Source organism: Acinetobacter sp. AB03 (assembly GCF_058107045.1).
Map to the genome: position 1 here is coordinate 3,155,287 of NZ_JBUEBA010000002.1, position 20,573 is coordinate 3,175,859.

Sequence of the window (20,573 nt, forward strand, 5' to 3'; positions counted from 1 at the left end):
TGCGTGAAAGACTAAGCTTATTCCAAAAATAAAAATACCTTTTAAATAATAAATATCAATCAGTTAATCTCAATAAATTTTATATTTTATGTTTTTTATATTGCTGTTTTTTACATAAGTTTTGCACTTTTGTTTTTATCTTTTTTTTTCATGTCTAAAGCCCGATTTCTTATTTTTTCTGAAAAGAAATGCCCATTAGCGTATGTGTTCACCAACTCACTCACCTTATTTATTTGGAGTTATGAAACACATGAGCACTTCTCGAGCACAGTTCTGGATCAAAACAAGCGTTCTTTCTGCAGCAGTCGTGGGTGCCATGATGTTATCTGGATGTGGGAAAAAAGAAGCTGAGACCGTCACACTCAATATTGGCTTTCAAAAATATGGCATTTTGCCCATAGTCAAAGAGCGTGGCGCTTTAGAAACGGCGCTTAAAGCACAAAATGTCCAAGTCAAATGGGTCGAGTTTCCTGCAGGTCCACAGCTCCTCGAAGGCTTAAATGTCGGCAGTGTGGTCTTTGGTGAAGCGGGTGAAGCGCCTCCGATTTTCGCACAAGCTGCAAATTCGAACTTGGTTTACATTGCCAACCAACCTGCTGCACCTAAAGCAGAAGCACTGATCGTACAAAAAGACTCAAAGATTCAAAGCATCCAAGATTTAAAAGGCAAACGGATTGCACTCAACAAAGGTTCAAATGTGCATTACCTGCTACTCAAAGTGTTAGAAGCGAATAACCTGAAACTTTCTGATATTGAAGCGGTGTATCTTCCACCATCGGATGCACGTGCCGCATTTGAACGTGGTGCAGTTGATGCATGGGTCATTTGGGATCCCTTCTTTGCTGCCGCTGAACACCAAATCTCAGCACGTGTGATTGCTACCGGAGAAAACTTAGTCAGTAATCATCAGTTCTATTTGGCCGATCGTAAGTTTGCCGAAGCACATCCAGAAGTTTTAAAAACGGTCGTGAATGAACTCAACACCACCACACAGTGGGTCGAACAAAATCAACAACAAGCAGCCCAATTGTTAGAAAAACCGACAGGCTTGTCTTTAGACATTTTACAAAGCTCGATTGGTCGTATGGGCTTTGGCGTTCAACCCATTTCAGCCGAAGTCGCAAAAAAACAGCAGTACGTTGCGGATGCTTTCTATCAACAAAAACTCATTCCGAACAAGCTGAATATTGACGCAGCCATTATTAAACAAAAATAACGAGATCATCATGAAAACACTTAAAACAGTTTCCAGTATTGGCATCGTCACCTTGAGTCTTGGACTCGGGGCATGCCAAAAGCAAGACACGGCAGTAACAAATACTTCTGAAAAGCAGGCAGCAGCTCCAGTTAAAACCCTGTCGATTGGCTATCAAAAGTCGTCTTTGAACCTGTTGGTTGCACGTGAGCAAAAATTATTTGAGCAGCAATTCCCTCAAGCCAAAATTGAATGGAAAGAGTTCCCCGCTGGCCCACAAATGCTAGAAGCCTTGGCCGTTGGTGCAGTTGATTTTGGCTCAGTGGGCAATACCCCACCGATCTTTGCCCAAGCTGCTGACAAAGAGCTCAGTTATGTCGGTTATGAACAAGTTCCAGCCAATGCTCAAGCGCTGTTGATTGCTAAAAATAGTTCCATTGATTCAATTCAAGACCTAAAAGGCAAACGCATTGCCGTTCAGCGTGGCTCAAGCGCGCATGAGTTGTTGGCGAAAGTCTTACAAAAAGCAGGACTCAGTTGGCAGGATATTCAACCAATTTGGCTGCCCCCTGCGGATGCGCGTGCCGCGTTTGATAAACAATCCATAGATGCATGGGCCATTTGGGAACCCTACCTCAGTGCAGCAGAGCAGGATGCACATGCCAAAGTCTTGATTGATGGCACAGCATTTCCGCAAACCTATTCTTTTTATATTGGCAACCCCAAGTTCATTCAGACTTATCCTGAGGCCACCGCTCAGTTCATTCACGGGCTGAATCAGGCCGATCAATGGGTGCTAAAAAACCAAGCACAAGCACTTTCGGTCTATACCCAAAGTACGGGTTTACAGCCCTCTATTGCCCAACGCGTCATCGACAAACGTCTGAAGCCTTCACCGATTCAAACCCTGACGCCTAAAGTGGTGCAAGCCCAACAACAAATTGCAGATTTGTTCCAACAAGTCCAGCTCATTCCGAAACACATTCAAGTTCAAAGTACCGTTTGGGTTGCACCGAGCAAACCTTAAACGACTCTATCTAAGGATTTTTTAAAATGAAAATTTTCTGGTTTATCCCAACTCACGGTGACAGTCGCTACTTAGGTACCAGCAAAGGTGCGCGTCAAGTGGACCATGCCTATATGAAACAGATTGCAGTTGCCGTGGATAATTTGGGTTATGAAGGTGTTTTGATTCCAACAGGTCGTTCATGTGAAGACCCATGGTTGACCGCAGCCAGCCTGATTGATGCCACGAAAAAATTAAAATTCCTAGTTGCACTGCGTCCAGGCGTGACCACTCCGGCACTGGCTGCACGGATGGCAGCCACCTTTGACCGTCTCTCCAATGGTCGGGTTTTATTGAACTTGGTGACCGGTGGCGATGAAAAAGAACTGCAAGGCGATGGTGTTTATGAAGACCACTCCACTCGCTATAAAACTGCCAATGAATACGTCAAAATTTGGCGTGAGATTTTAACCCGCTCCCATACAGGTGAAAGCTTTACCTTTCACGGCGAACGTCTAAACGTAGATGATGCCAAACTGCTATATCCACCTGTGCAACACCCCTACCCTCCACTTTGGTTTGGCGGCTCATCGGATGATGCTATCGAATTAGCGACGGATCAGGTCGATACTTATCTCACATGGGGCGAACCCCCTGCTGCTGTTAAAGACAAAATTGACACTGTCCGTGCCAAAGCCGAAGCCAAAGGCCGTACGCTCAACTATGGCATACGTCTGCATGTGATTGTACGTGAAACCAATGAACAAGCATGGCAAGCGGCAGAAGAGCTCATTCAATATGTCGATGATGCCACCATTGTTGCGGCACAAGCCAAATTTAAGAGCATGGACTCGGTCGGTCAACGTCGCATGGCTGAACTACACAATGGTGACCGCAGCAAACTTGAAGTGTCCCCAAATCTTTGGGCTGGCGTAGGTCTGGTTCGTGGGGGTGCAGGTACGGCATTGGTCGGCGACCCTGAAACGGTTGCAGCCCGTATTCAAGAATATGCCGACTTGGGCATCAGCACCTTTATTTTTTCAGGCTATCCACATCTTGAAGAGTCGATTCGTTTTGCCGAGTTGGTGTTCCCACTCCTGCCGCTTGAAACTCAAACAAAGTTAGCACAACCAAATTTAACAGGCCCCTTTGGTGAGATTGTGGCAAACAACTACACACCCGATGAAAACAAAAAAACCAAAGTGATTCAGGAGCCTGCCTAATGTCCAAAATCGTTTCAGTGCAAACCCTCCAGCAGGAAAAGGTTTCACGTGGAACTCAGTTGGGGCAGCTATTGCTGCCTTGGCTCTTTCCTATCGGCTTGATTGTGCTTTGGCAAATGGCCTCCAGCACGGGACTTTTAGAAAGTCGGATTTTACCTGCACCAACGGCGGTGATTACTGCCTTCTGGAACTTGCTGCTGAGTGGAGAACTTTGGAAGCATGTGCAAGTCAGTGCAGGCCGTGCCTTACTCGGCCTATTGGTGGGTGGGGGTTTAGGGCTCTTTCTGGGTTTGTTAAATGGTTCATCGAAAATGGCGTCAACTCTGCTCGACACCACTCTACAGATGATCCGAAATATTCCTGCACTGGCACTTATTCCGTTAGTGATCTTATGGTTCGGGATTGATGAAACCGCCAAGCTGTTTTTGGTTGCGGTCGGGGTCTTTTTTCCCATTTACATCAACACCTATCACGGCATACGTTCGGTAGATCCACAACTGATTGAAATGGGGAGAAGCTATGGTTTGACCCGTTGGCAACTGTATAAAGAAATTATTTTACCGGGTGCGATGCCCTCTATTTTAGTCGGACTACGCTTTTCACTGGGTTTGGTATGGGTCCTGCTGATCGTTGCCGAAACCATTTCAGCCCAAGCGGGCATCGGTTATATGACCATGAATGCACGTGAATTTTTACAGACCGACATCGTTTTGGTGGGGATTTTACTGTATGCCCTACTTGGAAAATTGGCTGATGTACTGGCCGTCACATTAGAAAAATACCTGCTGCGCTGGCATGCAGGATACCAAAAATAAGGAGTCTGAGATGACTGATTTAAGCCTTGGTCGCCATGCCAATATTCCGTCGCCGCCAAATCACAATCAAGACATTAACCCTCAAGCGGTGCTTGGGGCCGAAATTATTATCGAACAACTGCATAAGTTTTATGGTTCAGTTAAAGTCCTTGAAGACTTAGATCTGCATATTCAGCCGGGTGAGTTTTTAGCCATTGTCGGACGCAGTGGTTGTGGTAAAAGTACCCTCCTGCGCCTGATTGCCAACTTAGAACAACAAAGCTACGGCGAAATTAAGTTTAAGTCCGCACGACACCTCCGCGAAGGAATTACCGCAGACGATATACGGGTCATGTTCCAAGATCCACGACTGTTACCATGGCGCTCAATTGAACAAAACGTACAACTAGGTTTGCCGAAACAACAACATGCCACTGCCTCGGGTCTGCTTGAAAAAGTCGGACTCAAAGAAAAAGCGGGACTTTGGCCTTCGCAGCTCTCTGGAGGACAGCGTCAACGGACCGCTTTGGCAAGAGCTTTATCGCATAAACCACGGATTTTATTGCTCGATGAACCTTTGGGAGCACTCGATGCCTTAACCCGCTTAGACATGCAGAATTTGATTGAAAAATTATGGACGGAACAGGGCTTTACCGCCATTTTAGTCACCCATGATGTCAGTGAGGCTGTTCAGCTGGCCGATCGGATTATTTTGCTGGATCGTGGCCATATTGCCAAAGAGTTTCAAATCGATCTACCCCGCCCTCGCGTCAAAGATATGCCGTTCAATACCCTTGAACAGCAGGTGTTAAATGCAGTTTTAGCCACATAAGTAGACTAAAAAATCCTTAGCTTGGGGGCTAAGGATTTTTTATGCTGAATTTCAGTAAAAAAACACAAGACCATCATATAAATTGAGCATACTTTATTTTAAATAATGCAATAAATTTCACGTTATTTTTATCAAAACATGCCACTTCACATTGAATCATTTCATATAGTTTAGACAAAATAGTTTTTATATAATTATATTTTATTGGACAACTTTTAGAATTTATCGCAATTTAAGAGCCAATCTACAGAATAAATGATCATTATTCAAAAAATTAAATTTCCACTTTGTGCACAAATCTGATGATTTGCCGTACAATTTGTCCTTCCCCCTTTTTATTGTTTTTTAAATTAGAGAATGGAACAGAAAAAGAGTACTCAAAAACGCCACCAGCTGCTGAATGCTGCACTAGACGTCTTCTCGCTCTATGGATTTAATGGAGCAAGCTTAGATGAAATCGCACAGATTGCTGAAATGCACAAATCGAATATTTTCTATTACTATGAAAATAAAGAAGCTTTGTACGTTGAAGTTTTAACGACGGTTTTACAAAAATGGTTAGCCCCACTACAGATGTTAGAAGCTGACTTAGAGCCGGAAGAAGCGATCACCAACTACTTATTGCAAAAGATTGAGGTTTCTCGGACTCAACCAAAAGCATCTCGCTTGTTTGCTTTAGAAGTGATTCAGGGAGCGCCGCATATTTTGGAAATCCTCAAAGGGCCTTTAAAGAAGTTGGTCAAACGTAAAGCCAAAGTCATTAGCAATTGGCAAGAGCAAGGTAAAATTTCAACTGAAATTGACCCTGAGCTGTTAATCCTCAACATTTGGGCATTAACACAAAACTATGCTGACTTTGCCACACAAATGGAAATGGTGACAGGTAAAACCCTACGTAACCGCAGTATGCAACAACGAGTCATTCAACATACCGTGCATATGATGCTGTATGGCGTGATCCCACGAACACCGTCTGAATTATTCAAAGCTGAGTAATTTTGGCATACGACCATAGCACTCTATGGTCGCCAAATTTAAAAAGACAGAATCAAAGCCTCAGATACTTTCAAATAATGCTAATAATTTCTGAGCTCCCAATAACAAATTGTCTTCCCAGTCCAAATGCGCGGTGTCGTTGGCACCATCTGAAATATATTTGACCGAAATCAGGCGGACACCCTGTTTTTTACAGACCTTTGCCAGCGCATATCCTTCCATATCCACCAAATGACACTGTACTTTCGGTGCTCCCGTTTCAAAGCTATCGCCCGTGCCACAGATACCTGTACGCAAGTGTTGAAAATAGGGCTGTAAATCAATTTCAGCAGGATAAGTCGCATCGAACGGTGTGAGACCTACAGGAAAACCGAGCGGAGACACATCCATGTCACGTTGAACAAATTGAGAGACTTCCACCAACTCATGTGCATCAAAATAAGTACTGCCTGCTGTGCCTAAATTAATCAGGGTTTTACAGCCTGTTTTTTGAATCACTTCAAATGCTTTATAGGCCGCGTTGACTTTACCAATACCGCTGTAATGAACTTCAATCCCTGCTTGCTCAAACAATCCTTTAGACTCATTCGGCAAAGCCATGATCAATGCAACATCCGACATAAAATACTCAAAGAACAGACTTCATTCATGCCATTAGAAAACAAATCGATCCGAAAGAAAAGCGCCTCTGGTCTCTGCTAAAACACAGTGTATAAGGCCAGATGACGCTTTGAACTAAAATGAATTCTGACTTCATTTATACTGCTGTTCTAAATAGGTTTTTAAGCACGGCGAAAAGAACAAATGACCTTGATAAAAACCGTGCGCCGTTTTGGTTGCGACCAAACTCCATAACAACATCAGTATGGTTGCAAAAGCATAGCCAACAGCATACAAGAAGGCCAAATTGAGTTGTTGGGCTAAGGTTAAGATTGCGAGCGTATATACGCCCAATGGGAAGGTCAGTCCCCACCAGCCCAAATTAAACGGCAAGTCTTGTTTGGCATGGTGCAAAGTCGTCAGTACCGCAATCCCCAACCACCACAGTCCAAAGCCCAACAGGATTAAACTGGCCAAAATCCCTGCCTGATGAAATAACTGACCCAGTTGTGCTAAGCCCAAACTTGCCATCAGCGTCGGTGCCTGATGCCCCAAAACCAATAATGCCAAAGCAGCAGTGCCTATCGGTCCCAAAGCCAACCAACTGCTGACCGCCAACTCTTTTTCAGGCAGTTTATGTAAGACCAATCGCAACATTAAAATCGTTAAAATAGCAAAGGCGGGTAATACTGAAACACCCCACAACACATAACTACCCAATAAAATCGCAACGGCGTGAGTATCAGCTGCCAAATGCCCCAGCAATAAACCACCACTGCTGGCTGCAACTTCACAGGCCACGATCGGCAATAACCACACCGCGGTCATCTGCTGTAAAGCATGCTCCTGATGTCGATACATGGCAAAAGGAACTGCCCACGCCACCAAGAGTGCCAAGACCACATCGGCATACCAGAGCGTTTGGGCAATCTGTACAGCTGTATCGCCATAAATAGGCTGACCATACTTTAAAAAGCCATTGAGGATGGTGGCCAGCGCCATCGGAATCGTCCCTAAAAATAGGCTCATGCTTGGATGTTGAAAAATCTGTTTGGCTTCGTGCGGATAAAATGCCCAACGTAAGCCATATAGCACAGTAAAAAGTACGAACAATAAAATATTGAAATACCATAGCCCTGTGCCGAGTTGCCATGTGAGTGCCTTTAACATCGGAAACTCTGATACAATTAACGCCACAACACCTGTTCCCATACTGACAGTGAACCAGTTGGGGGTGAATTGACGAATGATATTGTGGCGCTGTCCAAGTTGTGTAAATGGTTTTTGCATGAGTTCAGCCTCATTTAAAATCTACATTTATATTAATCAAATCCATAAATAAGAAAAACTGATTAATTTATATTAAATAAATCAATATAATTGATATAAATATACTTTGTACTAAATTTTGCGTTGTCAAAAAACAACCACAAGACGAATGCCCAAGAATATGGCAATATATAAGCCGTTCTTAATTCCAAGCACTTGATTTGCCCATGAAGCTGCTCCGTCTAAATGCTTTGCCCTCAAATACCCAATTAGAAAAAACCGCTGTCACTATCGGTAATTTTGACGGGGTGCATTTGGGTCATCAAGCCATGATTCATCAGCTCAAAGCCGTTGCAAAACAACAAAATCTAAAAACAGTAGTAATGATTTTTGAGCCTCAACCACTTGAATTCTTTAAAGGTTATGATGCTCCACCACGTATTTCATCATTGCGTGAGAAAGTCGAATATTTAACTGAGCTGGGTGTGGACTATATTGCGGTCGCGAAATTTGACAACAGCTTCCGAAGTTTAAGTGCAGAACAATTTGCCGATATTTTAAAAGAAAAGCTCAATGCCCAAAGTCTGGTTTTAGGCGATGACTTTCACTTTGGTAAAAACCGCCAAGGCAACAGCGAGTTTCTCGAAAACTATGGTTTTCAAGTCCACAATCTAGAAACCATCCTCTCAGAAGGTGAACGCGTCAGTTCAACTCGGATTCGCCAAACACTGTCCGCAGGGGACTTGGTGCTGGCTGCTCAGTTATTAGGGCGCCCTTATAGCATTACGGGTCGCGTACAATATGGCGACCAAATTGGCCGAACCCTTGATTTTCCAACCATTAATGTACGTTTAAACCGACATAAACCCTGTTTAAACGGCATTTATGGTGTAGATGTGATATGTGAAACCACGTCTTTACGCGACAAAGTGAAAGCAGACCACCCTGATCGATTAGGGGTTGCAGGATATGACCATTCAGCGCTTTTTGGTGCAGGTCATGTCGGAACACGTCCAGCCATTCAACAAGCACAGCCAGAATGGCGATTAGAAGTACATTTCCCTGATGTTTCTGCTAATCTGTATGGCTTGTTAATGCGGGTCACTTTCTTGAACTACTTACATGGTGAAAAGAACTACCCTTCGCTGGAAGCACTAAAAGCGGGAATTGATGATGATGTGGTGAAACTGCTTGAGTTCCGCCAAAACACCCCCACATTTCCCTTTTAAATACCAATCAATTTTATGTAAAACGCGTCAGCCGAGCCGCTGATTAAATTGGAAGACATCTTGCATGAGCGATAAGCAAACTACTGAAAATGCAGTGGATTATAAAGCCACACTCAACCTCCCAGGTACCGAATTTGCCATGAAAGCAAACCTTGCGGTGCGTGAAGCAAAATGGTTAGAAGAGTGGTATGCCGACAACATTTATCAGCAGATTCGTGCGTCGCGTATTGGCAAGAAAAAATATGTCCTGCATGACGGCCCTCCTTATGCAAATGGCCAAATTCACTTGGGTCATGCGGTCAATAAAGTTTTAAAAGACATCATTATTAAAAGTCGTATTCTCGACGGCTTCGATGCCCCTTATGTACCGGGTTGGGATTGTCACGGCCTTCCGATTGAACTGAAAGTGGAAGAGAAAGTCGGTAAAGTGGGCGTGAAGGTGGATGCTTCTACTTTCCGTAAAGCCTGCCGTGAATATGCTTACACCCAAGTTGAACTGCAAAAGAAAGACTTTGTACGTATGGGCGTGTTTGGTGACTGGGACAATCCTTACCTGACCATGAACTTCAAGCAGGAAGCGGACATTGTGCGCTCTGTTGGCGCGATTGCAAAAGCAGGCCATATCGAACCAGGTCTTAAACCTGTGAACTGGTGTTTAGACTGTGGTTCAGCTTTGGCTGAAGCCGAAGTGGAATATGAAGATAAAAAATCTGACGCGATTGACGTTGGCTTTACGGTTGTCGACTTAAAAGACTTAAGCGCACGTTTAAATCTCAACGTAGATGCTGCAACAGATATCGTAATTTGGACCACCACGCCTTGGACTTTGCCTGCAAACCAAGCGGTTGCCGTCCATGCTGAAATTGACTATCAACTTGTTCAAGTTAGCACCGACCGTGGCGTGCAAAACTTTATTTTAGCTAAAGACTTGGTTGAATCAGCAGTTGAGCGTTATAAGCTTGAAAACCCTGTGGTTCTAGCTGATTTTAACGGCTCAGCAATCGAAAACCTATTATTACAGCACCCGTTGCTGACCGATCGCCAAGTGCCTGTGATTTTAGGTGAACACGTCATTGCAACCAGCGGTACGGGGGCGGTACATACGGCACCTGGCCATGGTGTAGACGACTATAAAGTTGGCTTACAGTACAACTTAAAAGTTGAAAACCCAGTGGGCGGTAATGGTGTATATTTACCAACTTCACCGATTTTTGCAGGCGAGCACATCTACAAAGCCAATCCAAAAATCATTGAAGCTTTGGGTGCAGTTGGTCGCTTATGGGCACATCAACCGATCAAACACAGCTACCCGCACTGCTGGCGCCATAAAACACCGATTATCTTCCGTGCGACCCCACAGTGGTTTATCAGCATGGATGCACAAGGCTTGCGTCAAAATGCGTTAAATGCGATTGAAAACGAGATCAGTTTTGTGCCTGATTGGGGTAAAAATCGTATTCAAGCCATGATCGAAGGTCGTCCAGACTGGTGTATTTCGCGTCAACGTACGTGGGGTGTGCCAATCCCATTCTTCGTGCATAAAGACACCAACGAACTCCATCCGCGCACAGCCGAGTTGATCGAAGAAGTCGCGAAATTGATCGAACAAGAAGGCATTGACGCTTGGTATAACCGTGAAGCGAAAGACTTTATCGGGGATGAAGCGGAACAGTACAACTGTGTGCGTGACACTTTAGACGTGTGGTTCGACTCAGGCACAACGCACTATGCCGTGTTGCGTGAACGCGAAGAACTCACCGATCCTGCTGATTTATACCTTGAAGGTTCAGACCAACACCGTGGTTGGTTCCAGTCTTCATTGCTCACCTCGATTGCGATCAATGAACGTGCGCCATACAAAGGTTTACTGACCCATGGCTTCGTGGTGGATGAAAAAGGCCGTAAGATGTCAAAATCTTTAGGCAACATCATCACCCCACAAGACATCATTAAAGACATGGGTGCAGATGGCTTACGTTTCTGGATTGCATCAGCCGATTACCGTTATGAAATGACTGCTGGTAAAGAAATCTTTAACCGTGCATCAGATGGCTACCGCCGTATTCGTAATACCTTGCGTTTCTTATTGGCAAACTTAAATGGTTTCAAACCATCGACGGATGCACTTCCTGTAGATCAATTGATCGCACTTGATCAATACATCTTGCAACGTGCAGCAGACGTACAGAAAACTATTCAGCAAGCCTATGAAGATATGAACTTCCATATCGTGACGAATGCACTGACCAACTTCTGTATCAATGACTTGGGTGGTTTCTACCTCGACATCATCAAAGACCGTCAATACACCACCAAAGCCGATTCACAAGCGCGCCATTCAGCTCAAACTGCGCTGTATCATTTGGTTCAAGCCTTTGTACGTTGGATGTCACCAATTTTGAGCTTTACTGCTCAAGAAGCATGGCCTCTCATTCCAGAGCAAACTGAGAAATACGTGTTCACTGCGGAATGGTATGACATTCCTGTGGCTTCAAAAGCAAATTTGTTGTCTGAAGCCGATTGGCAAACGCTGATTGCGGTGAAGTCTGCGGTGAACAAGTTCATCGAAACTGCGCGTACCGCGAAAATCGTGGGTTCAAATCTCTCTGCCAAAGTTGAACTGTGGGCAGATGCAGAACTCAAAGACGTACTGGATCGTTTAGATGATGAACTTCGTTTTGTTATGATCACTTCACAAGTCTTGGTCAATGCATTCGATGCAACTCAAGGTGAAGCCTCTGATCTGGCGGGTCTGAATGTGCAAGTCTCGGCGGCTGATGGTGAAAAATGTGTACGCTGTTGGCATGTTCTGCCAGATGTGAATACACATGTTACACATCCAGGTCTATGTGGTCGTTGTATTATCAACCTTCCTACAGGCCAAGGCGAAGAGAGAAAGTATGCCTAACCCACAACATAAAAAGGGCTTATTCCAATTCTATCCGCACAATTTGGTGTGGGTAGGTTTGGCTATTCTAGCAATTGTCTTAGATCAATGGACCAAATGGATTGCCAGTACCCATCTGAATTATGCAGATCCAGTACCAGTCCTGCCCTTTTTAAATTGGACTTTATTGCACAACTATGGGGCAGCCTTTAGTTTCTTGTCCGATGCGGGCGGCTGGCAACGTTATTTCTTTACCTCTCTTGCAGGTATTGTGTCTGTCATTTTCCTGTTTTGGCTGATGCGTATGCCCAAAACCGTGAAAGTGCTGCCCATCGCGATTGCCCTTATTTTAGGTGGTGCTATAGGGAATTTAATTGACCGTGTAACCTTAGGTTACGTCGTTGATTTTATTCATGTGTACTATCAAAACAGTCACTTCCCTGCCTTTAATATTGCAGATAGTGCGATTACGCTAGGAACGATCCTTTTGTTGATCGATACCTTTTTTCTCGAAAAAAACCGTATCCAACGTGCCGAAGTAAACAATGACTGATTTTATTAATCCCAATGAAGAAACTCGCGTAAGCGAAGGTTCAAAAGTAGAGTTACATTTTTCTGTTTGCATTGAAAATGGCGTAGAAATTGATAACACACGTAGCCGTGAAGAGCCTGTAAGCCTTGTAATGGGTGATGGCAGCTTACTGCCTGGTTTTGAAAAAGCACTGTTTGGTTTACGTGCTGGCGACCGTCGTACAGTGAGCCTACCACCAGAAGATGCTTTTGGCCCGTGGAATCCTGAAAACGTACAACAGTTTGATACGGTCAAGTTTGAACAGCGTCCTATTGAAGGGCACATGATTGAATTTGAAGACAAAGCCAAACAAAGCCTGTATGGCGTAGTGAAAACTGTAGGTGATGACATCACCGAAGTCGACTTTAACCATCCATTGGCAGGTAAAGATATTACCTTTGAAGTGGAAATCTTCAAAGTGACGCCTGCCGGCCAGCAAGGCATCAAAATTATGTAAAGCCACAGATCGATTGTCTGTGTGTCAGCCAAAGCCCCTTCGGAGGCTTTTTTAATGCCTCAAACATTTGTCGATCAGATACATATTCAATCTATGCAAAGCCTAATTTTCATACTACCGTAGCGTAATCACATTTATTTTCCCAAGGATTTTTGATGAAAATTCAGGTCATTATAGGCAGTGTGCGCGAAGGTCGGACTGCCATTAAAGTTGCACGATGGGTACAAAAAGGCTTTGAACAACTTGGGCTCAATACGGTCCAACTCGAATTGGTCGACTTAAAAGAGTGGGATTTACCGATTTTTTCAGGTGCAAATCCACCAATGACAGGGATTTATGATCAACCCAAACAACAAGCATGGGCCGACCACATTGCCCAAGGTGATGCCTTTATTTTCATTAGCCCCGAATACAATCATGGTTATAGCCCTGCACTTAAAAATGCCCTAGATTACTTAGGCAAAGAATGGCAAGGTAAACCTGCGGCCTATATCAGTTATGGTGGTACCAATGGCTCACGTTCCATCGACCAAATTCGCCAAGTCGGTACTCAGCTCGGTCTGGTCGATACCAATGCGGTGATTGAAATTCGAGATATTTTTTCACGCAATAAAACCGAAGATTTTGAACCAAATCCTTTTGATGAGAAGAATCTAAAAGCAGCAATTGATAAACTCATTAAATATGTCAGCGCATAAGCATGAGATTCTTCTGTACGCCATTGCTTACAGTAACTTGAGTATTTGTCGGCTTTTCAATAATAAACATCGACGCTATAGTTAAATCATACAGAGACAGGATGTCTCAGATGAAAAACAAAAATAACAACATACACAGCAGGATGCTGATCGGTAGGACAGGAGTTATACCGCTTGAAAGAATTTAAAAAGCCCTCGACAGGATGTCGGGGGCTTTTTAATTGTATTGATTTTTAGCTCAATATTTCTCTAAAAGCCCAAATCACGATCAGATATTAACGAACCTCTTATATGCTTCAATACTTTAGAAGAAACTCGTGAATACAAATAAAATTGGTCTACTGGGATGTCTATCTCAACTTAGATTCTCTAAAAATAATCACATAAAACAGATGTATAAACATGAAAAATTTAACAAATCATCATTTCCGTACAACGTACATATTTAAGCGCTAATCCATAAAATAGATCCATCAAATATTAATACTTTCACCATTTGTCAGTATGTTCTTCTGCACAACGAAATATTACATCCGCTGCTCGAACTACACTTTATACTCTCACCTACTGAACATCTGCTGATTCAGCTAAAATGCTTCAATACAATAAATTAGAAAAACAAAAATAGAGAACATTCACATGCAACTAAACACCACACTTTTAAATGATTATTGCAAAATTTATGTCGCTGATCCCGAATATACAGATGTAGATGCTCTAACCGCTTACGTTAGAGTCCATCGCAAAGAACTTATGCAAGAGTTGCATCAGTACGGCATCTTATTATTTCGCGGCTTTAAATTACAACGTCACTATGAATTTCATGAGCTCATCGAACATCATTTTCAGCTTGAGCCTTGGCATACATTTACACCTAAACCATCAGGTTGGTTTAACTCTTTCATGCGTAAATATAGCGAAAATCGTGCAGGTAATGATAGACCTTATCTCAACCACAATACGGTGCAATTAAGCTCTGTTGAAAACTCAATTCAAGGTCCACATGTCGAAGGTGGCCTACACTCGACTCGCTCGCGTTATATTGCCTTGTTTTGCCAAGAACCTGCGAACCATGTGCTCGAAACAGGGTTTAATAACCTCGAAAAAATTTGGGCCTATTTTCCAGTTAGCGTACAACAAAAATACTTAGGCGCATGGAACCATTTTTCTTATATTTCAACACGTAAACTCAATCTATTTGATCGCTTGCTATTAAACAAAAGGCCCTTTCGTTTCAACAAACAACCAAATAAAGAAAGCAAACTTACTTTAAAACACTCACCTTTCGTTGCCATACACCCGAACACTCAAAAGTTGATGATCCAGCCGTGGGCTTTTGCAAACAATACCAATTTTTTTGCCCACCAAGCCGCACAAAAAAGCTTTAAGCAGCGAGGAAAGCTTCAACTAGACCCCACGGCTCATTGCATGCAACTGTCATGGTAACTTTTCACCCATGAAGGTGAAAAAATTGAATGGACCGATCAGGAAAAACAACACTTCTTTGAAGCCTTATATCACGATGCACTCTTGCTCCAGTGGCAAAAAGGGGATGTTGCCTTGGTCGATAATATTAAAATTGCCCATTGGCGGATGAATGGCAAACAAGGACAACGAAAACTGATGCAGATCCAAGCCAATGTCTTCAATGCCGATCGACATGCTGCGCTTTAAGACCGTCTTTCTTAGCAACACTCTGTTTGGGTGATTAATGTGAAAGCAGCTGAATTAAATCTGCATGTTTTCCATCCTCAATCACCCAAATACTGCCATCTTTCGCTTGTTGTAAACCACGGATACGTTCTTTCATATCTATCCGTTGGATTTCTTTTACTGGCTGTGCTGTGGTGTCTACAATAATTAATGCTTCAGATGAAAGCCCACCAATGATGGCTTTATCCCACCACTTTGGAAACATCTGTCCCGTATAAAAAATCAAGCTCGATGGAGAAATTACGGGTGTCCAGTCTAATTTCGGCGCTTCAAACTCAGGCCGCGTGGCGTGGTCAGGGATATTCAAACCACTATAATGATCACCATTCGAAACAATTGGATAACCATAGTTTTTAGCCTTTTGAATTAAATTAAGCTCATCCCCACCTTTCGGACCCATTTCAACCACCCAAAGTTGTTTTTTTGCATCCAAAGCCATTCCCAAAGGATTACGATGCCCCAAACTCCATATTTGTTTTGCGACATCACCTTGCATCTGAAATGGATTATCTGAAGCAACAGAACCATCATCATTCAAACGAATCATTTTTCCAAGGTTCGATGTCAAATCTTGTGCAGGATCAAACTTTTGCCGTTCTCCTGAACTAATCCATAATTTTCCTGCGCCATCAAATAACATCCGATGTGCATAATGTCCTTGCCCACGCACCTTAGGTACTTGTTTCCATATCGTTTTAAGGTTATCTAATTGTGGCTGTGCCTGATCTAAATTCAAATCAGCACGAATCACAACCGCACCATAACCATCTTGCCCTGCTTCTGCATAGCTAAGATAAATTTGATGGTTTTGTGCAAACTCAGGATGTAAAACAATATCACCTAATCCGCCCTGACCACCATAAGCCACTTTAGGTATATTCTTAATGAGGATCTTTGTCTGATCTATAGGATTAAATAAAATCAACTGTCCTGATCTTTCAGTAATTAATAATCGCCCATCAGGCAATACCGCTAATGCCCATGGCTCATTAAATTCAGCAATACGTTTGAGGTGTATAGATGTGCCTAAAGAAGCAGAACTGGCCTGTTGTTCCTGTGCTGCTGACTCCGCTGGTCTTTGTGCATGACATGCCATTAATCCAAAAAATGCACTCACTGTAATCAACAAACAAAACGCTTTTGTGCTCAGCATTGCCTTATCCATTCGAACGCACGATTACCATTCATTGTAGAGAAATCATAAGTACAAGGTTATCCGCTTTGGTAACAAGATGAATCCATGTAAGCCAAAGCTTACAAAAACTGAGGAAAGTGACCACTAGCCTTAAAACAGCTTACAGCATATATTAAACACATCAGGAGACAGGACGTTTCCCAAACTTAAAACAACAATAATCAGTTTGAGCATCAGGATGTGAGATATGACAGGAGTTGTATCTAAGCACTGAAATACAAAGAAACCTCGACAGGATGTCGGGGTTTCTTTTTTATTGAGCACATTAAAATCTAAATCAAAACCTGTTTTGGCATATTTTGCATGATCACGAGTTAACTATAGCCATTCTTTTCCAACTGATAAAAACTAAACCTATTAAATTTTAAAGGCTATGTTTTAGCCAATCTTCTTTCCCACTTAATAATTCTTTATTTATATTATTTAATATTTTCAGCATAACCGTTTCAGGTGCTTTTTATCTGTATCTTTGAACTCTTATAAGCCCAGTTCACGCCACATATTTTCAATAGTGGTTGAAGGCACAGCGCCATTCACTTTAAAACCATTTGAGAAAATAACCACGGGCGTCCCTTGTAAACCTAGACTACGACCGAGTTCAATGTTGCGCTCAATTGGATTGGCACACGGTTTTTTCGACGTTGGCTGAATCCCTTTCGCAATCAAATTTTTCCATGCGAGGGCAGGGTCTGCTTCACAAAACACTTGTTTCGACGGTGCAATCGATTGCGCCTTAATGGCATAAATAAATGTATAGATGGTCACATCATTTAGTTTATTCAGTTCAGCCTCTAACTGCTTACAGTAAGGGCAGTTTGGGTCTGAAAAAACCGCCAATTGGCGTTTGCCGTTGCCTTTAACGCTTTTAATGGCATCTTTTAGCGGCAGCTTGTTCCAATCAAGCGAGTTTTGTTGCACATATAAGGCAGCACTTAAATTTTTCTGATCTTTTAAGCGCACCATCGAACCAGCAATCACATGCTCAGCCGCTTCGCCTAAATACACAAGTTCGCCATCTAAAGATCCGCTATAAATGCCCGACATTTCTGTTTTTTGAATATTTTGAACATGAATATTTGGGTAATTCTTTTTTAAGTTGGCTTGAACACTTTCTACGCTGGCCATACTCATGCTTGCAATTGCACTTGTAAGTAGTGCCAAACCCAGTTTTTTTATCATCACTTTTTGCTCTTTCAATCGGAGAACCACGGCGCTAGTGTAGAGCGTATTATTCAAGCATTGAATCATTTTTTCCACGGCTTTACCGAAACCCAACACGCCTTGCTTATGAACTGGCCAAAGTTTCACGTGGAACAGTGAGGGCTGTGCTATTAATTTCCACCGAGACATGAACAATTTCCTCATGAATCGAGAGCATTGCCCGCACGCGATCCGCAGTTAAGTCTACCGTCGTTTCTAAAGCCAAAATGCAGGAAAACTTGCCTTTGCCTACTTTCCACACATGTAAATCGGTCAAGGTCGTCTGCGGTAGTTCTGCCACCACCTCTCGAATTTCATCCACCACATGATGATCCATTTCAGCATCTAACAAGGTTCTTCCCGTTTCTTGCATTAAGCTCAGTGCCCATTTAGCCACCAGTATTGAACCTACGATCCCAAGAGCAGCATCGAGAAAATCCCAACCCAAATATTTACCAAAAATCAGTGCGATAATCGCGAAAATAGAAGTCACTGCATCTGCCACCACATGCATAAATGCAGCTTTCTGATTTAAATCATGATGATGGCTATGTACTTCTGATGCATGATCATGAGCGTGATGGTGATGGTGATGGTGATGGTCACCATCGTGCAGCAACCATGCACAGATTAAATTCACCAATAAGCCTAAAATCGCAATTGGAATCGCTTCGTTATAATGAATTTGTACAGGCGAGAATAGACGCTGAATCGAGTGAAAAGCCATAGAACCTGCTACTACCATCAGCAAAATAGCACTGCTGTAACCTGCAAGAATTTCAATTTTCCATGTGCCGAAACTAAAGCGCTGATCATGGGCATAATGCCGTGCAGCACGATAGGCAAAATAAGCCAAACCCAGTGCCAACATATGCGAACTCATATGCCAACCATCCGCCAGCAAAGCCATTGATTGGAAAATCCATCCACCAATCACTTCTAATAACATCATGACTGCCGTTAAAATGGTCGCCATTAAAATCCGTTTTTGTGCCAGTGGATTACCGTCATCAAAATGATGCGTATGCTGACGTGATGGGGTATTTTGCATTTAAAATCATTCACCAATATACTCCCCCTTAGTATATTTATTTTTGGAGCAATGTGTTGAGTCATTTGCATGAAGATAAAAAAATTTTAAACCGTGTGAAACGCTTACAAGGACAGGTCAAGGCCGTTGAACTCTCGATCACACATCCCGATGCCAGTTGTATCGACGTTTTACAACAAGTCGCTGCTATTAAAGGCGCGGTCAATGGGCTGATGAATGAACTGGTTGAAGCACACTTACGCCATCATGTATTAGCACAAGCTGAACAGGTCAATGAAGAAGAGTTGGCTGAGTTCTTAAAACTGCTGAAACGCTATGGCTAAGTTTTATTGCGTTCTTTTTCAAGTTTTTAGTTGACCATTTTTTCCACAAACCGATACACTGTTGCTCTCTATCCTTTTTCTCTTGGGCATCAAAATATTCTTGTTTTGACCGAGAGAGCCGCATGGCATTTGCATGACAACAAGCACTTCTTGGCGTCCATTTTGTATGGTCAGCCTCGCCTTAATGATGGGAACGATGGGGACTGCCTTAGCCAGTCCACTTTACCCGCTGTATCAAGCCTTATGGCATCTGGTGCCGAGTCAGATCACCTATATTTTTGTGGCTTATATGTTTGGTTGTCTCGCTACTTTACTGTTTCTCGGCCGGACCAGTAATAGCATTGGCTATTTACGAACCTTACAAGTAGGGTTGGTGTTTATTAGCATCGGGTTGGTGATTTCCGCTTATGCTTCTGATGCTCTCATCTTATCTTTGGGGCGCTTTATTATTGGTATTGCATCTGGTTTGATGACCACTTCGGCCTTACTGGGACTGATGTATACCATGCCCAAAAGCCATCAACAGATTGCACCGCAGCTGAGTTCGATTATTACCGCAGTAGGCTTTGGCTTAGGCCCGCTGATTGGTGGCCTGATAGCTCAATTTTCAGAATACCCTTTGGTCAGCCCTTATCTACCGGTCATTCTTGGTGCTGTACTGTGTTTCTTTGGTTTATTTTGGGTTGAGTCTCCCACATTTATCTCACAGCCCTTTAGTATTGCCCCAAAGCTACTCCGACCAGAAGTGCAATATCATCAGTTGTTTTTGATCGTTGGATTTACCGCATTTAGTGCCTTTGCCGCGTTTAGTTTATTTGCATCCTTATCCCCGTCATTTGTGCGGGATATTTTGCCGTGGCACGGCCCCCTCATTAGCGGTTCAGCTATTACCAGTATTTTAATTGTCTCGGCCGTGGTGCAGTATTTTGCCAGAAGTATTCCTGCTTATAAGTGCCTCAACTATGGCTTAATTACCTTGATTGCAAGCTTAGGCATTTTGGCGCTGTGTATGCTATTTCAACTGAGTGCATTTTTCTTTATCAGTGATTTTCTCGTTGGTGTCGGACATGGCCTGACCTTGATTGGTTCCTTTGGTCTCATTCATGCCATGACCACCTTAGAGAATCGTGCTGCAGTGATGTCGACTTATCTTTTTATTGGTTATTTGGGTACGATTGTACCCATTGTAGCTGTGGGTTATTTGGCAGATCACTTTGGATTAAGCTTCGGGGTCATTAGCTTTTGCATTGCCATCGCTTTATTGTGTTTTTATCTGTGGTTTGCGCATAAGCGCAGTATACGTCTGGCTTAAAGATCAAAAGCCCTGATCAGAG

20 protein-coding genes are annotated in these 20,573 nt (G+C 43.0%); 15 read left to right on the forward strand and 5 right to left on the reverse strand.

The window, feature by feature from the left end; translation table 11 throughout:
• Positions 1–250 precede the first annotated feature (250 nt).
• From ACY3FQ_RS15860 to ACY3FQ_RS15885, 6 genes are all read left to right on the forward strand, one after another.
• Entirely contained in the window at positions 251–1,216 is a 966-nt protein-coding gene (locus ACY3FQ_RS15860) for a sulfonate ABC transporter substrate-binding protein (protein WP_489774338.1), read from the forward strand.
• A gap of 10 nt (positions 1,217–1,226) precedes the next feature.
• Entirely contained in the window at positions 1,227–2,222 is a 996-nt protein-coding gene (locus ACY3FQ_RS15865; protein WP_489774339.1) for an aliphatic sulfonate ABC transporter substrate-binding protein, read from the forward strand.
• 26 nt (positions 2,223–2,248) lie between these two features.
• Complete coding sequence (gene ssuD / locus ACY3FQ_RS15870) at positions 2,249–3,424, forward strand: FMNH2-dependent alkanesulfonate monooxygenase (RefSeq protein ID WP_004684176.1); 1,176 nt, start codon at positions 2,249–2,251, stop codon at positions 3,422–3,424.
• Entirely contained in the window at positions 3,424–4,239 is an 816-nt protein-coding gene (ssuC, locus tag ACY3FQ_RS15875) for an aliphatic sulfonate ABC transporter permease SsuC (protein WP_125274551.1), read from the forward strand. Before ssuD ends, ssuC begins: the two co-directional genes overlap by 1 nt.
• 10 nt (positions 4,240–4,249) lie before the next feature.
• The gene (locus ACY3FQ_RS15880) at positions 4,250–5,050 is read left to right on the forward strand and encodes an ABC transporter ATP-binding protein (protein ID WP_489774340.1); all 801 of its coding nucleotides are present in this window, start codon (positions 4,250–4,252) and stop codon (positions 5,048–5,050) included.
• A gap of 357 nt (positions 5,051–5,407) precedes the next feature.
• Entirely contained in the window at positions 5,408–6,046 is a 639-nt protein-coding gene (locus ACY3FQ_RS15885) for a TetR/AcrR family transcriptional regulator (protein WP_004684172.1), read from the forward strand.
• Positions 6,047–6,106: 60 nt separating this feature from the next.
• Here the strand turns inward: ACY3FQ_RS15885 and ACY3FQ_RS15890 are convergent, their stop codons facing one another.
• Together ACY3FQ_RS15890 and ACY3FQ_RS15895 are read right to left on the reverse strand one after the other, a co-directional pair.
• Positions 6,107–6,667, reverse strand: a complete 561-nt coding sequence (locus ACY3FQ_RS15890; RefSeq protein WP_308957310.1) for a 5'-methylthioadenosine/S-adenosylhomocysteine nucleosidase family protein — start codon at positions 6,665–6,667, stop codon at positions 6,107–6,109.
• Positions 6,668–6,799: 132 nt separating this feature from the next.
• Positions 6,800–7,936: a TDT family transporter gene (locus tag ACY3FQ_RS15895; RefSeq protein ID WP_489774343.1), complete on the reverse strand. Its 1,137-nt coding sequence runs from the start codon at positions 7,934–7,936 to the stop codon at positions 6,800–6,802.
• Positions 7,937–8,142: 206 nt separating this feature from the next.
• Here ACY3FQ_RS15895 and ribF point away from each other — a divergent pair, with 206 nt between their 5' ends.
• The 7 genes from ribF (at position 8,143) to ACY3FQ_RS15930 (ending at position 15,431) form a co-directional block, all read left to right on the forward strand.
• On the forward strand, positions 8,143–9,144 hold the full coding sequence (ribF, locus tag ACY3FQ_RS15900; protein ID WP_148827027.1) for a bifunctional riboflavin kinase/FAD synthetase: 1,002 nt from the start codon (positions 8,143–8,145) through the stop codon (positions 9,142–9,144).
• 64 nt (positions 9,145–9,208) lie between these two features.
• Positions 9,209–12,052 carry an isoleucine--tRNA ligase gene (ileS, locus tag ACY3FQ_RS15905; RefSeq protein ID WP_489774345.1) on the forward strand — a complete coding sequence of 948 codons (2,844 nt, stop codon included), beginning with the start codon at positions 9,209–9,211 and terminating at the stop codon, positions 12,050–12,052.
• Complete coding sequence (gene lspA / locus ACY3FQ_RS15910; RefSeq protein WP_062031494.1) at positions 12,045–12,584, forward strand: signal peptidase II; 540 nt, start codon at positions 12,045–12,047, stop codon at positions 12,582–12,584. Before ileS ends, lspA begins: the two co-directional genes overlap by 8 nt.
• Positions 12,577–13,059, forward strand: a complete 483-nt coding sequence (locus tag ACY3FQ_RS15915) for an FKBP-type peptidyl-prolyl cis-trans isomerase (protein WP_004684162.1) — start codon at positions 12,577–12,579, stop codon at positions 13,057–13,059. Before lspA ends, ACY3FQ_RS15915 begins: the two co-directional genes overlap by 8 nt.
• 155 nt (positions 13,060–13,214) lie before the next feature.
• On the forward strand, positions 13,215–13,757 hold the full coding sequence (locus tag ACY3FQ_RS15920; RefSeq protein WP_087014932.1) for an NADPH-dependent FMN reductase: 543 nt from the start codon (positions 13,215–13,217) through the stop codon (positions 13,755–13,757).
• Between the two features lie 639 nt (positions 13,758–14,396).
• Positions 14,397–15,203: a TauD/TfdA family dioxygenase gene (locus ACY3FQ_RS15925; RefSeq protein ID WP_489774347.1), complete on the forward strand. Its 807-nt coding sequence runs from the start codon at positions 14,397–14,399 to the stop codon at positions 15,201–15,203.
• Positions 15,204–15,287: 84 nt separating this feature from the next.
• The gene (locus tag ACY3FQ_RS15930) at positions 15,288–15,431 is read left to right on the forward strand and encodes a TauD/TfdA family dioxygenase (protein WP_265102699.1); all 144 of its coding nucleotides are present in this window, start codon (positions 15,288–15,290) and stop codon (positions 15,429–15,431) included.
• 34 nt (positions 15,432–15,465) lie between these two features.
• On the opposite strand, the gene ACY3FQ_RS15935 is transcribed toward ACY3FQ_RS15930, so the two are convergent.
• The 3 genes from ACY3FQ_RS15935 to dmeF form a co-directional block, all read right to left on the reverse strand.
• Positions 15,466–16,623 carry a PQQ-dependent sugar dehydrogenase gene (locus ACY3FQ_RS15935; protein WP_201952993.1) on the reverse strand — a complete coding sequence of 386 codons (1,158 nt, stop codon included), beginning with the start codon at positions 16,621–16,623 and terminating at the stop codon, positions 15,466–15,468.
• 519 nt (positions 16,624–17,142) lie between these two features.
• Entirely contained in the window at positions 17,143–17,844 is a 702-nt protein-coding gene (locus tag ACY3FQ_RS15940) for a DsbC family protein (protein WP_062031221.1), read from the reverse strand.
• A gap of 106 nt (positions 17,845–17,950) precedes the next feature.
• A complete protein-coding gene (dmeF, locus tag ACY3FQ_RS15945) occupies positions 17,951–18,916 on the reverse strand; it encodes a CDF family Co(II)/Ni(II) efflux transporter DmeF (RefSeq protein ID WP_489774349.1) in 966 nt (321 codons plus the stop codon).
• A gap of 56 nt (positions 18,917–18,972) precedes the next feature.
• Between dmeF and ACY3FQ_RS15950 the strand changes: the two genes are divergently transcribed.
• Together ACY3FQ_RS15950 and ACY3FQ_RS15955 are read left to right on the forward strand one after the other, a co-directional pair.
• On the forward strand, positions 18,973–19,239 hold the full coding sequence (locus ACY3FQ_RS15950; protein WP_058870671.1) for a metal/formaldehyde-sensitive transcriptional repressor: 267 nt from the start codon (positions 18,973–18,975) through the stop codon (positions 19,237–19,239).
• Positions 19,240–19,372: 133 nt separating this feature from the next.
• Entirely contained in the window at positions 19,373–20,551 is a 1,179-nt protein-coding gene (locus tag ACY3FQ_RS15955; protein WP_489774351.1) for an MFS transporter, read from the forward strand.
• Positions 20,552–20,573: the final 22 nt, after the last annotated feature.

Coding starts and splice junctions, on each gene's coding strand:
- ACY3FQ_RS15955 (WP_489774351.1), top strand. CDS start 19,373: ATGACAACAAGCACTTCTTGGCGTCCATTTTGTATGGTCAGCCTCGCC.
- ssuD (WP_004684176.1), top strand. CDS start 2,249: ATGAAAATTTTCTGGTTTATCCCAACTCACGGTGACAGTCGCTACTTA.
- ACY3FQ_RS15890 (WP_308957310.1), bottom strand. CDS start 6,667: ATGTCGGATGTTGCATTGATCATGGCTTTGCCGAATGAGTCTAAAGGA.
- dmeF (WP_489774349.1), bottom strand. CDS start 18,916: ATGCAAAATACCCCATCACGTCAGCATACGCATCATTTTGATGACGGT.
- ileS (WP_489774345.1), top strand. CDS start 9,209: ATGAGCGATAAGCAAACTACTGAAAATGCAGTGGATTATAAAGCCACA.
- ACY3FQ_RS15935 (WP_201952993.1), bottom strand. CDS start 16,623: ATGCTGAGCACAAAAGCGTTTTGTTTGTTGATTACAGTGAGTGCATTT.
- ACY3FQ_RS15880 (WP_489774340.1), top strand. CDS start 4,250: ATGACTGATTTAAGCCTTGGTCGCCATGCCAATATTCCGTCGCCGCCA.
- ACY3FQ_RS15915 (WP_004684162.1), top strand. CDS start 12,577: ATGACTGATTTTATTAATCCCAATGAAGAAACTCGCGTAAGCGAAGGT.
- ACY3FQ_RS15895 (WP_489774343.1), bottom strand. CDS start 7,936: ATGCAAAAACCATTTACACAACTTGGACAGCGCCACAATATCATTCGT.
- lspA (WP_062031494.1), top strand. CDS start 12,045: ATGCCTAACCCACAACATAAAAAGGGCTTATTCCAATTCTATCCGCAC.
- ACY3FQ_RS15925 (WP_489774347.1), top strand. CDS start 14,397: ATGCAACTAAACACCACACTTTTAAATGATTATTGCAAAATTTATGTC.
- ssuC (WP_125274551.1), top strand. CDS start 3,424: ATGTCCAAAATCGTTTCAGTGCAAACCCTCCAGCAGGAAAAGGTTTCA.
- ACY3FQ_RS15920 (WP_087014932.1), top strand. CDS start 13,215: ATGAAAATTCAGGTCATTATAGGCAGTGTGCGCGAAGGTCGGACTGCC.
- ACY3FQ_RS15940 (WP_062031221.1), bottom strand. CDS start 17,844: ATGATAAAAAAACTGGGTTTGGCACTACTTACAAGTGCAATTGCAAGC.
- ACY3FQ_RS15885 (WP_004684172.1), top strand. CDS start 5,408: ATGGAACAGAAAAAGAGTACTCAAAAACGCCACCAGCTGCTGAATGCT.
- ribF (WP_148827027.1), top strand. CDS start 8,143: ATGAAGCTGCTCCGTCTAAATGCTTTGCCCTCAAATACCCAATTAGAA.
- ACY3FQ_RS15865 (WP_489774339.1), top strand. CDS start 1,227: ATGAAAACACTTAAAACAGTTTCCAGTATTGGCATCGTCACCTTGAGT.
- ACY3FQ_RS15860 (WP_489774338.1), top strand. CDS start 251: ATGAGCACTTCTCGAGCACAGTTCTGGATCAAAACAAGCGTTCTTTCT.